This window comes from Mesorhizobium sp. WSM4806 (assembly GCF_055811635.1).
This window is the reverse complement of the sequence record NZ_JBVVQZ010000006.1, coordinates 293,685-307,107: the sequence shown is the minus strand read 5'-3', so window position 1 is coordinate 307,107 and position 13,423 is coordinate 293,685. Positions and strand designations below refer to the sequence as shown.

At 61.6% G+C, this 13,423-nt stretch carries 15 protein-coding genes and 1 pseudogene; 14 read left to right on the top strand and 2 right to left on the bottom strand.

The features are described from left to right. Nucleotides 1–259: 259 nt before the first annotated feature. Together AC0L2M_RS12500 and AC0L2M_RS12495 are read right to left on the bottom strand one after the other, a co-directional pair. Nucleotides 260–382, bottom strand: a complete 123-nt coding sequence (locus AC0L2M_RS12500; RefSeq protein WP_473535016.1) for a hypothetical protein — start codon at nucleotides 380–382, stop codon at nucleotides 260–262. A 244-nt stretch (nucleotides 383–626) separates the two neighbouring features. Beyond that, nucleotides 627–1,016: a hypothetical protein gene (locus AC0L2M_RS12495; RefSeq protein ID WP_473535014.1), complete on the bottom strand. Its 390-nt coding sequence runs from the start codon at nucleotides 1,014–1,016 to the stop codon at nucleotides 627–629. Between the two features lie 417 nt (nucleotides 1,017–1,433). On the opposite strand from AC0L2M_RS12495, the gene queC reads away from it, so the two are divergent. The 14 genes and pseudogenes from queC to AC0L2M_RS12425 all read left to right on the top strand — a co-directional run bounded on the left by queC (nucleotide 1,434) and on the right by AC0L2M_RS12425 (nucleotide 13,242). Beyond that, on the top strand, nucleotides 1,434–2,132 hold the full coding sequence (queC, locus tag AC0L2M_RS12490; RefSeq protein WP_473512877.1) for a 7-cyano-7-deazaguanine synthase QueC: 699 nt from the start codon (nucleotides 1,434–1,436) through the stop codon (nucleotides 2,130–2,132). Continuing rightward, the gene (gene queD, locus AC0L2M_RS12485) at nucleotides 2,132–2,488 is read left to right on the top strand and encodes a 6-carboxytetrahydropterin synthase QueD (RefSeq protein WP_065010611.1); all 357 of its coding nucleotides are present in this window, start codon (nucleotides 2,132–2,134) and stop codon (nucleotides 2,486–2,488) included. The genes queC and queD overlap by 1 nt, the downstream gene beginning before the upstream one ends. Then, entirely contained in the window at nucleotides 2,485–3,219 is a 735-nt protein-coding gene (queE, locus tag AC0L2M_RS12480; RefSeq protein WP_473535004.1) for a 7-carboxy-7-deazaguanine synthase QueE, read from the top strand. Before queD ends, queE begins: the two co-directional genes overlap by 4 nt. A gap of 746 nt (nucleotides 3,220–3,965) precedes the next feature. Further along, entirely contained in the window at nucleotides 3,966–5,225 is a 1,260-nt protein-coding gene (locus AC0L2M_RS12475; RefSeq protein WP_473535003.1) for a glycosyltransferase family 9 protein, read from the top strand. A gap of 422 nt (nucleotides 5,226–5,647) precedes the next feature. Further along, nucleotides 5,648–6,619 (top strand): annotated as a pseudogene (locus tag AC0L2M_RS12470) (cation:dicarboxylate symporter family transporter); the annotation flags it as partial. 314 nt (nucleotides 6,620–6,933) lie between these two features. After that, on the top strand, nucleotides 6,934–7,650 hold the full coding sequence (locus AC0L2M_RS12465; protein WP_473535002.1) for a DsbA family protein: 717 nt from the start codon (nucleotides 6,934–6,936) through the stop codon (nucleotides 7,648–7,650). 403 nt (nucleotides 7,651–8,053) lie between these two features. After that, nucleotides 8,054–9,040: an ArdC family protein gene (locus tag AC0L2M_RS12460; protein WP_473535001.1), complete on the top strand. Its 987-nt coding sequence runs from the start codon at nucleotides 8,054–8,056 to the stop codon at nucleotides 9,038–9,040. 144 nt (nucleotides 9,041–9,184) lie between these two features. Continuing rightward, nucleotides 9,185–9,604, top strand: a complete 420-nt coding sequence (locus AC0L2M_RS12455; protein WP_473518564.1) for a DUF2958 domain-containing protein — start codon at nucleotides 9,185–9,187, stop codon at nucleotides 9,602–9,604. Nucleotides 9,605–9,680: 76 nt separating this feature from the next. Continuing rightward, nucleotides 9,681–10,106 (top strand): hypothetical protein, encoded by a 426-nt coding sequence (locus tag AC0L2M_RS12450; protein WP_473535000.1) that lies wholly within the window; start codon nucleotides 9,681–9,683, stop codon nucleotides 10,104–10,106. 266 nt (nucleotides 10,107–10,372) lie between these two features. After that, complete coding sequence (locus tag AC0L2M_RS12445) at nucleotides 10,373–10,633, top strand: hypothetical protein (protein WP_473534999.1); 261 nt, start codon at nucleotides 10,373–10,375, stop codon at nucleotides 10,631–10,633. 620 nt (nucleotides 10,634–11,253) lie between these two features. After that, a complete protein-coding gene (locus AC0L2M_RS12440) occupies nucleotides 11,254–11,577 on the top strand; it encodes a DUF736 domain-containing protein (protein ID WP_065010508.1) in 324 nt (107 codons plus the stop codon). A gap of 176 nt (nucleotides 11,578–11,753) precedes the next feature. After that, nucleotides 11,754–12,023 (top strand): helix-turn-helix transcriptional regulator, encoded by a 270-nt coding sequence (locus tag AC0L2M_RS12435; RefSeq protein WP_473512868.1) that lies wholly within the window; start codon nucleotides 11,754–11,756, stop codon nucleotides 12,021–12,023. Continuing rightward, nucleotides 12,020–12,568 (top strand): conjugative transfer signal peptidase TraF, encoded by a 549-nt coding sequence (traF, locus tag AC0L2M_RS12430; RefSeq protein ID WP_473534998.1) that lies wholly within the window; start codon nucleotides 12,020–12,022, stop codon nucleotides 12,566–12,568. Before AC0L2M_RS12435 ends, traF begins: the two co-directional genes overlap by 4 nt. Further along, nucleotides 12,556–13,242, top strand: a complete 687-nt coding sequence (locus AC0L2M_RS12425) for a lytic transglycosylase domain-containing protein (RefSeq protein ID WP_473535013.1) — start codon at nucleotides 12,556–12,558, stop codon at nucleotides 13,240–13,242. The genes traF and AC0L2M_RS12425 overlap by 13 nt, the downstream gene beginning before the upstream one ends. The last annotated feature ends 181 nt before the right edge of the window (nucleotides 13,243–13,423 follow it).

Genomic DNA, 13,423 nt, shown 5'->3' with positions numbered 1-13,423 from the left:
CGCTGATCAGTCCGGCCCTTGCCGGAGAGCACGGCGACCAATGCCGTTACCTACACCACGCCATGGGGCACGATCGAGCCAAAGGCTGGGGTGAAGCCCGCAGGATCGGTGAATCGCATGATCAGTTTGCCACCTGATTGTAAAGCACCAGCGGTAGTGTGCTGAGTTCTGCAAAATGGCGGGGCATTAGCGGTGACGTTGGCGTGTCCGTCGCGCAGCCCCCGTGTTTAGCGGAGCGGCGGACATGGCGGGCCGCGTCTCAGGCGGCCAATGCCCTCAGCTTCTCCTTCTTGTGCTCGCGCAGATGATCCATGTTGAGGTAGCGGGTCGCCTCGAGCCAGTTCTCATGGATCTCCACTGATTGCGCGCTTTTCCTGCTCAATTAACTGCAGAAGCGCGGCGTAACCGCCGAGCAGGCGCACCGGCGGAATATTCTCGCGCAATCCCTGTAACGTGAAGGAGAAGGTCACTTAGGAGGGCGGCTCGTGCGCGTGAGGTATATCCGAACGTGTGCAGCAGATCGTCGCGCTCTCCCCGGACACATCCGCGCGCCACAGAGCCTCGGTGGCCGGCAGCTCGGACGCGCAGATGGAGCCAAAAATCCACAGATGCATTCCGGTCATATGCTAGCTGCCAAGCATATGACCGGCATTTCGCAAAGCGCCTAGGAAGAGACCGGCATGGACGGTGACATCGATCTTGGCCTGCATTGACAGGGGCATGCTGGCCCAGTTCTCCAATGGCGAAATGAAATGTGAGAAAGTGCCATTGACCATGCAAGAGCGGGTAACAAGGCCTTGTCTGTCCAACGCGACCACGCCCGTCTGGTCGGCTCGATATCGGATGGCTGCGATCCGCTGGACCTCCGAGTCACCATCGACCCGCACGTCGAAAACCAGGACACCGTGGCTCCTCGTGGCTATCTCTGCGGCTTTTTGGTTGAAGCTTAGGGAGAGTGAGCGGACGCTTTCGACCGCCATCTGGAGAATCGCCAAATCCAGTTCATCCAACGCCATGTAGGCTATTGCGCGCAATATAGGGGTGATTGCAACGACGGATTCGTGTTCCAGATCGAACTGATCCTGAAGCGGGGCGCGCGCTCTGTCCTTGAACTTGGGCTTCTGCACTCCCGCCGTTAACGAACTCCGTACCTTCCTCGTTACTTCGCCAATTCGCGTGTGGCCTATGCAAGCATCCGTAACGCAGATTTGGATAGGTCAGCTTCTTTCCCAGCAATGCCTCGAGTCGCTTCGATTTGTCCTTCTGAGCATATGCTTGGGTTTGGACATCCATGAAAGAGCCCGCTGGCCCGGTGCGCCTCGGCACGTCAGCGATCAGACTCCACCGGGTTCACAAAGTTGACTAGCTGGGGTAGGGGGACCGCAGAGAAATCTCCGGTCGCAGCCTTACCCGGTCAAAACAAGGATACCACGATGAAGACTCTCGTCATCTGCTCCGGCGGATTGGACTCCGTTTCCCTTGCTCACAGCGTGGCAGCGGAGCACGAGCTCGCCGGCCTCCTGTCTTTCGATTACGGCCAACGGCACAGGAAAGAATTGGGCTTCGCCGCTCTCTGCGCGGAGCGACTGAACACTATGCACCAGATCATCAACATCCCCGAAATCGGCCGCGGCCTTTCCGGCTCAGCGCTCACCGATAATTTCGACGTGCCGGACGGCCACTACGCCGAAGACACGATGAAGATCACGGTAGTGCCGAACCGGAACGCCATCATGTTGGCAATTGCCTTCGGTCTCGCCACCGCGCACAAGGCCGAAGCGGTGGCGATGGCCGTCCATGGTGGGGACCATTTCATCTATCCAGATTGCCGTCCGGCCTTCATCGAAGCTTTCCAGATGATGCAAGACCGCGCGCTGGAAGGCTACGCAGAGATTCGCCTTTACACGCCTTACGTCAACCTCACGAAGGGCGACATCGTCCGGGATGGAGCAAGATGCGGAACGCCATTTGCGGAGACCTGGTCGTGTTACAAGGGCGGCGAGCGTCACTGCGGACGGTGCGGGACCTGCGTGGAGCGGCGCGAGGCGTTTCATCTCGCGGGGCACGCTGATCCTACCGATTACGAAGACCCTGTCTTCTGGCTCGAGGCGCTGCGGAGGAGGAGCGCCTGATGTTCCGCATCACCAAGGAATTCCACTTCTCGGCCTCGCACCAGCTCACCTCTTTGCCGCCGGATCATCAGTGCGCACGCCTGCACGGGCATAACTACATCGTCGAAGTGGAACTTTCGGCGAAGGACCTGGACGCGCACGGCTTCGTGCGTGACTATCACGATCTGGCGCCGCTCAAACGCTATATCGACGAGAGCCTAGACCATCGGCACCTCAACGAGGTGCTGGGACATGAGCAAGTCACGGCGGAATACTTGGCCAGACATTTCTATGAATGGTGCAAGGCACGTCTGCCGGAAACCGCGGCCGTGCGGGTGAGCGAAACCCCGAAAACCTGGGCGGAATACCGGCCGTGACGGACACGTGTCCCGCAATCCGTGTGAGCGAGATATTTGGGCCCACGATCCAGGGCGAGGGAGTGCTCATCGGTTTGCCTACAGTCTTCATCAGAACCGGCGGGTGTGACTACCGGTGCTCCTGGTGCGACAGCCTGCATGCGGTGGACAGTCAATTCCGCCACGAATGGGAGATGATGCCAATCGATGCGGTGTGGCAAAGCGTCGTTGGGCTTTCCGGTGGCCGGCCAGTGATGGTGTCGCTGTCAGGAGGTAATCCGGCCATTCAGCCCTTCGGTGCGCTGATCGAGCGAGGCCATGGTGAAGGTTACCGTTTTGCGCTGGAAACCCAGGGTTCGGTGGTCAGGGACTGGTTTGCGGATCTTGATGTGCTGGTTCTCAGCCCAAAGCCGCCGTCAAGCGAAATGAGGACCGATTGGGCTGCATTCGAGGCGTGCATAGAAGCGGCGCAGCAGAAGCCGCAAATCGTGCTCAAGCTCGTTGTTTTCGACGAGAGTGACTACGCCTATGCCAAAGACGCCGCCGCGCGATTTCCGCGCCTTCCGGTCTATCTGCAACCCGGCAACCACACGCCACCGCTCCCTGGCAATGAAGACGCACCTGTCGACCTGGACGGAATAATAAAACGCATGGAGTGGCTTGTGGAAAAGGTGACACACGACAGGTGGTTCGAAGCACGCGTGTTGCCGCAGTTGCACGTTATGCTCTGGGGAAACAGGAGAGGCGTCTAGTCGCGCCTGTGCCGGAAATGCGCCCGCGGATTTTCGGTTCGACGGGTTGGCCGCCATTTGGCGGCGCTGCCGGGTACTTCCGGAGGTGCTCGATGCCGAGATGGTGCTGGGCGCTTCGAAAGTGAGCGCCCACCGGAGCGGCTAGCTACCGCTCCGCTGTATTGTGGCCGCAAACTTTGGCAGCCGTCTATCCATGGCGTGGATGGGCTTCATCGAAACAAACGATTTTCTCAACCTTCCGGAATCTCGCATTGACGTCAGCACCGGCACCCATCGACCATCCGCTGCCTCTGTCGCGTGAAAAGGGGCCCGAAAGGGGAAAATCTTTGCATGACCTCAGACGTGCGCTGGAAATTGTCCTGGGAATGAGTTGCAGCAGGCCGACGATTTCGAATTGTCCGACCTCGATTTCTTAGCGGAGTCTTTCCCCTCTCAGAACCGCTGAACGACCGGCGTCACCCAGGCCTAACTCATTCAGGCCAGTCCGCACCTGCCTCTTCCCGCAAAGAAATTCGACAGCCCATCTTTCCGCTCGTCATTGCCGTCGCTGGTCGGCAAAGCTTCCGGACTGACCGGGGCTTACGCCGGAACTCCTCTTTCGGTTCGCAGACGCGAACACTGCAAATCACCAGTCGTTTCAGAGTCGTTTGCCGCGTTAATTTGTTAACGCGGATCAGATTGGAAGAATCCAACCTACACACACATAACTTGGCTAGCAATGTTGTACGTATAACCTCGGAATGGCAATGGGATACTTTACAAAGCGCGACGCCAATCAAATTATATACCGCAGCTGGGAAGAGTCGGAACAGCCAAGCGCCAAGATGAGAATTTTGGCGCTTAAGCTTGATCGTGTCGGGGACTTTTGGATGTCTCTAGCGCCCCTGATGGACCTGCGTCAGCGCTTTGCCGATGCCCACATTACGCTGGTGGTCGGAAGCTGGAACATCGACACTGCAAAACAGTTCGACCTCGCCGACGATTACGTTGCTTTTGACTTCTTTCCTCGCAACCCGAAGGTCGATACCCGCAAGAAAGCGGCCGACATACGGCCGCTGCTGACCGGCGAGTTTGATCTTGCCATTGATATGCGTGTCCCGGATGAGACAAGGCCCATTTTGCTCGAAGTCCCCGCCAGGCATCGTGCGGCGATAGTTGATCCTTACGGAATGCATCAGATCGATATTGGGATAGCGCCATTCGATCTGAAATTGCGCAGAACCATCTTCTACAAGCTGGCCCAAAAAATAGGGATCGCCGACAAATTCCCTCGCACATGGCTTGATTGGTTCGCTGACCGTAAGCAGGTACGTCTCCAGCATGTGTCGGAAATCCTCCTGTTTCTGGTCGCAAAGGCAGCGGCCTGTTTCGACGCAGAAAGTGAAGCGGGCCGCCGACAGAGTTCGGCAGAAGGCAAGTCCCCGATCGTCGTGGCTCCGTTCTCGAATTCCGGCCTGCGCGATTGGCCGATTGAAAATTTTGGCAAACTTGTCGCTGCTCTTTCTGCCCGCGGTGAGGTGGTTCTCGTCGGCCGTGGCGAAAGCCGGGAAGCGCTTGAGGAGGTCGCGATGACAGCTCGCGACCGTGGAGCCGCGGAGATTCGAACGGCTGTCGACTTGTCAGAATTGGAATTCAATCATCTCATGAATTCGGCCGCGCTCGTGGTGTCGAACAATTCAGGCACTGGGCATGTCGCTGCCCAGCTTGGCCGCCCTACTGTCGGCATTTTCACCGCGTCACATCTACCGGAAATTTGGGGTTTCCGTGGTCCACTGGTCAGCATGCTTATGAGCGTTATTGAATGTCGGGGATGTGGTCTGGACAAAGTGCGGCGCTGTCCGGTCAAAGTCCGCTGCAAGTTCGACATCACGCCCGATCTGGTGATTGCCGAGGTAGACGCCTTGATGAATTATTGTAAGGGGCGGGACAAACTTATTGTGGCTCGCGGGCGGTGCGGCCAGAACGACGATCGCGCGCGAAGAGGCAGCTCAGGGCCCATGCCGTAACCCGGCCGGTCGATTACTCCATCTGTGGAGCGCCAGAGTATACCGATCGCGATAGCGATCCCCTGTCGACGGCGGGGTTTGATATCCGACAAGCTCAGCCGACTGCGCGATGGCTTGGACATAGCCATAGCCAGATGTCGACCATCTAGATCCCGATCGCAGCCACCAAGGCAAACAGGTTGCCTCGACGACCTTTCGGCCGCTGCCAGGCCGCATGTCCGCCGACGGTCTGCCCTTGTTTTTAAGAGAGCACGCGCCTGCGGCGAATGCGGCACTGCGTGAAAGGTCCTGCGCGTTATCGCGCCGCCGCTGCTTGGCACGGCACTTGCGCCCGAGATGGCAGCAGCGTTCGACCGGAGCGCCGCCAGTGAGAGGCCTTGAAGCGAGGAAGAGCCCGCCCCGATCCGGCAGGGAGAGAAACGGTGTTAGCTCCACAAGTCCACAGCGCGAACGCCGGGCCTCGTAAGCCCCATATTGCGCGGCTTTACGTTCAGGTGCTTGCCGCCGTCGCCCTTGGCGTCGCTGTTGGCTTTTTCTATCCGGGGAGCGGAGAGGCTCTGAAGCCGCTCGGCGATGCTTTCATCAAGCTCGTGAAGATCATCATCGCGCCTGTCATCTTCCTGACAATTGCAACCGGCATCGGCGGCATGAACGATCTCAAGAAGGTCGGCCGGGTCGCCGGCAAGGCAATGATCTATTTCCTCACCTTCTCGAGCCTCGCATTGATTGTCGGTCTCATTGTCGCAAATGTCGTTCAGCCAGGTGCCGGCCTCAACATCGATCCAGCCTCGCTCGATGCTCAGGCCGTGAAGGGCTATGCGGCGAAGATCCACGAGCAGTTCGTGACCGGCTTGCTGATGCCGTCAATCGTTGGTGCCTTCGCCGAAGGCGACATCATGCAGGTCCTGTTCTTCTCGGTGCTGTTCGGCATCGCTCTGGCGATGGTCGGCGACACGGGCAAGCCTGTGCTTTCTTTGCTTCAGGCGCTCCTCGCGCCGGTGTTCAAGCTGGTCGGCGTTCTGATGAGGGCCGCGCCCGTCGAAGGGGCGAGCGCCAGGCGTTCGGTCGTGGGCCTCGGCATCCCGGCCGCATATTCATTCAATCTGCACGGCACCAATATCCACCTGACGCTGGTCCCCCTCTTCCTCGCCCAGGCGACGAACACGGATATGTCGATCGGCGGTCGGATCCTGCTGCTGTTCGTCGCCTTGCTCTCTTCGAAGGGAACAACTCGCATTACCGGTGCGGGCTTCCTCACGTTGGCCGCGGCGCTCTTTGTCGTTCCGACCGCCCCAGCTGTCGGCGTGACGCTTATTCTTCGCGTCGACCACTTTGTGTCGGAGTGCCGTGTGCTGACCATTTTTCTCGGCAACGCAGTGGGAAGGTTCGTGTTGCCCGAAGCAGGGCGAGCCGGATGATGGACGATTGGCAAAGGCTCTCGCGAGCGGGTCCTTCGGCGCTCGGGCGTTGAAGGGCAGATCGCCCGGCGTGATGACCGGTGGTCTCGGCTGGCAACTCGCGAACGCCGCTCAGCTATTGCAGTCAGCCATTGGAGCGAAGCCGTGGCGCCGGCATCGACATTGTGAGCCTCCCCCGCGACTGCCGATACTGCGGGAAGTGCCGGGCAAGCGATCCAAAGCGACGACCAACTTTCACGCCAAAAGGCCAGCCGTTGCTGCCCCGTTAACGGCTGATTGGAGCCCGACCCATGTCAAAGCAAAACGCCGTCCTTGTCGCCGTAATCGGTTTTTTAGTCCTCGCCCTGTCCGTGCTGGGAACGCTAAGGCGACAGCCAGATAGGTTGACGACCTGCAACGGCTCGGAGATGAACGCCTTGCTCGCGGCGGACTTGAAGATACTCATTCCGCAGCATCGCGACGCACTCCTCAACGACCTCGCCTCGCCAGTCGCCGGCAATCCGCAGGGCGACGTCCCCCTGGTCTCATTCCTCGACTACAATTGCCCGCTGTGCAAGGAAATGGACCTCATTCTCCAGCAAGCCCTCAAGCATGATCCCAATCTGAGGATTGTGCGTAAACAGCTCCCGGTCCTGGGACCTGCTTCTGAATTCGCCGCGCGTGCGGCGCTCGCCTCCCACAAACAGGGAAAATATGAGGCGTTCAATCGCGCCCTTTTTGCTTTTCCTGGCTTGGTGAACCAAAGAACCACCCTAGTCATTGCGGCACGTGTCGGCCTCGATGTTGAGCAGCTCGAGCGGGATATGGAAGGCCCGGCCATCACCGAAGCCATCGCACGCGATCGCGCGCTCGCGAACGAGCTGTACATCACCGGCACGCCGGCGTTGGTGGTCGGCGACGAAGTGATAGCCGGGGTGGTAGAGACGGCCGGGCTGCGAAGCTGCATCGCCGATGTGCGCGCAAACGCCAAGGTTCAGTCTTCCACAGCTGCAAAATGGGCATTTTGACCGCATCAACTGCTCTCGGGACCAGAGTCCTGAGCGCCCGCGCGCCTGAAGGCGCGCGCCGGGTGCTCGTGCACCGAGCCCGCTTTTCTTCGACAGGCTCAGGCGGTCTCGGCCATCCGGCCTCGCCCCCTTGACGCCGGCAGCCTGTCGGCTGCTGACGGTCGCCGGCCAGCTGGCCGGCGTCGATTTTTGTGGTGGCCTTCCCCGGTGGCACGGGGTGGGCGGCACTCCCTTCTAGGCCCGCCGCGGCGGCCCGCAACCCTTCGCTTGGCGCTCCGGGTCCTCCTCTTCGTTCCGGTCCTACGGATGCGCTCCGCCTTTGACGTCGGGCCTTTCCGGTCGCTTTCGCCGCCCACCCCGCTTCCGGGGAAAGGCGCGGGATTGAAGAGCGGAGGACCAAAAGATGCGTGCAAAACACAAGCGTTCCGCCAGCGGAGAGGCTGGCGCAGGCAGGGGCGGGCGCACGGGCGCCAGCCTCTATCAGGAGATCACAGACCGCATCATTGCCGAACTGGAGCGCGGCACCGTGCCATGGGTCAAGCCCTGGGGCAGGACAAAGGCAGCCCTTGGCCTGCCCAGGAACGCAGCCACCCAGCGCCGCTATTCCGGCATCAATATCCTGATCCTGTGGGGCGCCGTCATCGAGCGCTCATACCCCAGCCAGAACTGGCTCACCTTCCGGCAGGCGCTTGCCCTTGGCGGCAATGTCAGGAAGGGCGAGCGCGGCACGACCATCGTTCACGCTGACCGCTTTATTCCCAAGGACGAAAAGGAACGCGCCAAGGCCGATGGCGACGAACCGCAGGCCGTGCCTTTTTTGAAGCGCTTCGCCGTCTTCAATGTCGCGCAGTGCGATAATCTGCCCGACCATCTCCATGCCGCCGCCGAGCCGCTGCCGGCGCGCGAAATCGTCCCGCAGGCCGAGCAACTTATTCGCAGAAGCGGTGCGGATTTCCGTATCGGTGGCGATCGCGCTTTCTACATGCCCGGCAGCGACACCATCCAGGTGCCGCCCCAGCCGGCTTTCTTCCACCAGATCGACTACTACCGGACCTGCTTTCACGAGCTTGGCCACTGGACCGGCCACCCAACGCGACTCGCTCGCGACCTGTCAGGCTCATTCGGCTCCAGAACCTATGCGCGCGAGGAATTGGTCGCCGAGATGGCCGCAGCCTTCATCTGCAGCAGTCTCGGTATCGAGCCGACGGTGCGCCATTCCGATTACATCGGCTCATGGCTGGCGGTTCTGCGCGAGGACAATCGCGCCATTTTCCGCGCGGCCAGCCATGCCTCGAAAGCCGCCGATTTCCTGCTTGGCCTCAATGCCGACGTCGAAAGCGAGGCGCATGCCGAGATCGCAGGTGAGGCGAATGCCGAGATCGCCGCGTGAGCGCGCTCCATCGCCATGCGCGAGCGCCTTGCGCTTCTGACGGCGCGCCGATGCGCGCCCGCGAGCGGCGCACCAGCCGCTCGTACCCGCCTGTTTCAAAAAGCCGCACTCAATCAGCCCGAACCGTCTTGGAGGAATTCCGCAATGATCCTGATCACCGATGAACTGCGCGCCCGGCTCCTCGCCAACGGCGCTGCCGACACCGAAACCGACCACGCACCGGTCGTGAAACTGTTCGATCCGGCCGGTCCTGCGATCTGGCTCCTGACCGAACTCGATGTGGACGGCGACACGCTGTTCGGCCTTTGCGACCTCGGCTTCGGCTTCCCTGAACTCGGCAGCGTCAGCCTTGCCGAACTCGAATCCATCAAGGGTCCGCTCGGACTGGGCATCGAGCGCGACCTTTATTTCATAGCGCGTTTTCCGCTGTCCGTTTATGCGGAGGCCGCGCGCAGCGCCGGCCAGATCACCGAAGCCGAGCGGCTTCTGCGGCAGGCAGCGGAAGCACTTGCCAAATCCCATTCCGAGCTTCCGCCAGACGCGGCGGAGCCAGAGCGCCGGTAGGCGCAAACCCGTCCCCGCCGCATCGGCCTTCGGTCTCCCCGGCGGGACAATCGCGCCCCAAACGAAGGAGAAAGACATGAAGCTTGCCCATATTCCACTCGACCGACTGAATATTTCCGCCCTCAACATGCGCCACGGAAAACGCGCGCCCGACCTGTCCGACATTCTGCCGTCCGTCCGCGCGCGGCGTCCTCGTGCCGCTTCTGGTGCGGCCCAACGGCTCGCCGGAAAGCTTCGAGATCGTCGCCGGACGGCGCGCTATTTCGCCTCGAAATCGCTCGCCGACGGGCGAGGTAAAGCCAATCCCTTGCCCTGCGCCATCATGGAGGCTGGCGAGGACGCCGATGCTCTCGAAGCCTCGTTGATCGAGAACGTCGCCCGCCTCGACTCCGACGAAGCGTCGCAATGGGAGACGTTCTCACGGCTGATCAGAGAGGCGTGCGCTTGGGGCTGCTCGACCATCCGAGCGCAGCACTTCGCCCGATGGTGGCGCATGCGATAGCCGGTTCCGGCCTGTGGCAGGTTCGCCGCGAACCGTAGCGCGCTTGCAGCGAGATCGTGGCCGCAAGCCTCGCCGGAAGCAGGGCGGAAGCTGCGTTCGCCGAAAAACGGCGCGAGGTCTTGGCGCTGCTTGGGCAACCGGATGAGGATGGCACAATCGCTGGCCGCAATGGGGACGACCTCGGCACGGCAAGCATCTTCGCGCGGCTCCGGCGCTCCGCGACGATCATGTCGTGCGCGTTCTCAGCATCGTCATGGCCGAGACACTTGAAGCCGGCAGCGCCTCATCGAGGCGCTCGGCAAGCATCTGAATGTCGACATCGGCGCTTGCTGGCAACCGGACGACGCATTCTCGATTTGTTGCGCGACAAGGAAATTGCCAATTCCATGCTTGCCGAAGTCGGCGGCGAACATGTCGCGGACGGCAGTGTCGCCGAAAAGGGGAAGACGCAAAAGAAGATCATCCGCGACTTTCTTTCGGGCGATAACGCCGCAGACAAGTCGAGACCTGGCTGCCGTGCTGGATGAAATTCCCGGTCGAAAGCTACACTGATCGAGGCGGCTTCCGCACCGCCGATCGAAGGGCACGGGTCAGGTCGCTGTTCGTCTGCGAATAGCCTGTCACGGCCGGCCGCGGCTTCTCGGCAGCAGCCCTTCGGCACTGTACCCCGGTCGCAGTGGCTGCGTGTTCGAGCTTCCTTTGCCCCGCATCGCGCACCAAGATCCAGGCCGGCAAACTCCTGATCCCTGGATCGGTCCGCCCGCCCGATGCCTGATGTGCGCCCAACCTGCGGTCACGATCTCGATCGGCGTGGGCACCTGATCAGCCGCAGGCCTTATAAATTCCCGCCCCTCCTGCCTGGCTGTAGCGACCGCGTCTCCCACGATCTCCTGCTCTCTTCAAGGACCATTCCCCTGCGGCTGGCTTGTGACCTATGGGCGGATCCGGCCGCCCGAAACCCTCGCCGATCAGCTTTTTTCCCCGCCGCCTGCGGCGGCTTCCTCGCGCCGCTTCGCTTCAAAAAAGCTGCCCGCTCGGGTCCTCCGCTATCGCTTCGGCCCTGTCGGGTTCAGGCGGTCCGGACGCGCCCATTACGGTCCGCCATCGCAGGGGATGGTCCCCGGCGACAGCAAAAGGAGACTTCGAAATGACCGCGATCGGTTACGTCAACAAGCAGGAAAACGGCGGCTACAAGGGCCAGCTCAAGACGCTCAGCGTCCGCGCCGACATCGACATCGTCCCCAACCAGGCCAAGAGCGCCGACAACCATCCCGACTTCCGGGTGCTGACGCAAGGGGTCGAAGTTGGCGCCGGCTGGATCCGCACCGGCGAAACCTCCGGCAAGGACTATGTGAGCCTGTCGATTGCGGCGCCGGAGTTCGGACCGCGCAAGCTCTACGCCAATCTCGGCCGCGCCGCCGGCCAGGACGATGACGACACCTACGCCATCATCTGGAACCCGGCCGACTGATCGGCCGACCCGAGCCTCGCGCCCCAGCCGGCGCGGGGCTCATTCCCAGGCGCTCTAGCCAAACCCGTCCGCCCGAAAAGGCGGCGAAAACTCTCCCCGGACTCTTCGCCCGTCCCGGAGGCGATCTCGCTCGCCCATCCTCGCCCTCGCTTGTCCGAAGCGAAACGAGGATCACCATGGACGACGAAAACGAACGCGCGGCCCGCGCCAAAAAGGGCAGTCCCTTTCTCAGCACAGCCCAAGCAGCCTTCTATATCGGGCTCTCCCAGCGCACCCTGGAAAAGATGCGGCTCACGGGCGGCGGCCCGAAATTCCGCAAGCACGGCCGCTATGTCCGCTACCACATCGACGAACTCGACGGATGGTCGAAAGGACACCCGCAGTACGCCCGTAACGCGGGTGGTGAGGCCGGTTCCGGCCAAGCCGGCCAGGGAGGCCGAGCATGAGCCGGCGCCCTTCCATCCGTCTGATCGGCAGCGGCCTGCGGCGCCTCCAGGCACGCAAAACCATCGCCGCTGCCGTGATTGGACTGACCCTGATCGGCTTCGCCGGCACCGTCAAACCAAGGCCCTGGCTGGTCTGGAACGCCTCGGCCAGCGCGCCCGTCGGCCTCTATCGCCTCGGGCTTGCAGCACCGGCTCGGGGCGATCTGGTGCTCGTCCGCCCGCCAGAATCGCTCGCCGAACTCGCCGCCGAACGCGGCTATCTGTCCCGCAACGTGCCGCTGGTAAAACGTCTTGCGGCGCTGCCGGGCGACGAAGTCTGCACCTTCAATGACGCGGTCATCATCGACGGCGAGATCGTTGCGCGACGGCTGGCGAAGGATACCAGAGGCCGCCCGCTGCCACGGTGGAACGGGTGCCGGACACTCGCCGACAACGAAATCTTCCTGCTCGGCAGCGACGATATTCGGTCATTCGACAGCCGCTATTTCGGGCCGGTGCCGCGCGCAAATGTCATTGGGAGGCTCGTGCCGCTATGGACCGAGTGACCCTGCTGATGTTCGGCATAATCGCGTTTGCGCCATGCGCCTGTTCCGCCTCGACCGGCGCTGAGCCGGTCGCCATCTCCCAAATTCCGCAGCTTCATAGGTGGCACCAGTTCACAGGCGAAGCAAGCAGACGCTTCCGTATTCCTCAGGCCTGGATTTACGCGGTCATCGAGGCCGAAAGCGGCGGCAAGACCATGCTCGACGGCCGCCCAATTACCTCACGCGCGGGCGCAATGGGCCTCATGCAGGTGATGCCGGAAACGTATGAGGACATGCGTGCCAGATACGGTCTGGGAGCCGATCCGCACGATCCGCGTGACAATATTCTCGCCGGAACCGCCTATCTCAGCGCCATGTTTGACCGCTTCGGATTCCCCGGCCTGTTTGCCGCCTATAACGCAGGACCCGAGCGCTACGAAGAGCATTTGAAGCGTGGGAAGCCGCTGCCCAAGGAGACAGCTGCCTATCTTAAACAGCTCAGGGGGAAGGGGATTTCGGCGGACGACATTGATCAATTCGAAGGGGACTCCAAGGCGCCAAACAGCCAAAACGCTCCCTCCGGCCGCTCGCTCTTCTTCCTTCGTAACGGCGTTCGCGCCGGCGAAGCGAAAGGCGATCTCTTTGTGCCGCTGCGCGTCATTCGCGCTCGGACGAACGAGCAGAATGGCGGGTGACTCGGTGAGCGGGGCGGTTTTGCGGGACGGGAAAGGGCTGGTGCGGAAGCCGGAAAGCGGAAGGGCGGCGTAAGGCAAGATAAAGGCATTGCCTCCAGGAGGCGGCGAAGTCTTTGTCTGCACATCGTTTTTCCTGGAGGCTGCTGGCAGAGCCGGGAGTGTGGAACACGCAAGTATCTGA

Bases quoted from the DNA above. Each gene is read 5' to 3' on its own strand.
- AC0L2M_RS12495 (WP_473535014.1), bottom strand. From the start codon at position 1,016: ATGGCGTTGGATGAACTGGATTTGGCGATTCTCCAGATGGCGGTCGAA.
- queC (WP_473512877.1), top strand. From the start codon at position 1,434: ATGAAGACTCTCGTCATCTGCTCCGGCGGATTGGACTCCGTTTCCCTT.
- queD (WP_065010611.1), top strand. From the start codon at position 2,132: ATGTTCCGCATCACCAAGGAATTCCACTTCTCGGCCTCGCACCAGCTC.
- AC0L2M_RS12475 (WP_473535003.1), top strand. From the start codon at position 3,966: ATGGGATACTTTACAAAGCGCGACGCCAATCAAATTATATACCGCAGC.
- AC0L2M_RS12465 (WP_473535002.1), top strand. From the start codon at position 6,934: ATGTCAAAGCAAAACGCCGTCCTTGTCGCCGTAATCGGTTTTTTAGTC.
- AC0L2M_RS12460 (WP_473535001.1), top strand. From the start codon at position 8,054: ATGCGTGCAAAACACAAGCGTTCCGCCAGCGGAGAGGCTGGCGCAGGC.
- AC0L2M_RS12455 (WP_473518564.1), top strand. From the start codon at position 9,185: ATGATCCTGATCACCGATGAACTGCGCGCCCGGCTCCTCGCCAACGGC.
- AC0L2M_RS12450 (WP_473535000.1), top strand. From the start codon at position 9,681: ATGAAGCTTGCCCATATTCCACTCGACCGACTGAATATTTCCGCCCTC.
- AC0L2M_RS12440 (WP_065010508.1), top strand. From the start codon at position 11,254: ATGACCGCGATCGGTTACGTCAACAAGCAGGAAAACGGCGGCTACAAG.
- AC0L2M_RS12435 (WP_473512868.1), top strand. From the start codon at position 11,754: ATGGACGACGAAAACGAACGCGCGGCCCGCGCCAAAAAGGGCAGTCCC.
- traF (WP_473534998.1), top strand. From the start codon at position 12,020: ATGAGCCGGCGCCCTTCCATCCGTCTGATCGGCAGCGGCCTGCGGCGC.
- AC0L2M_RS12425 (WP_473535013.1), top strand. From the start codon at position 12,556: ATGGACCGAGTGACCCTGCTGATGTTCGGCATAATCGCGTTTGCGCCA.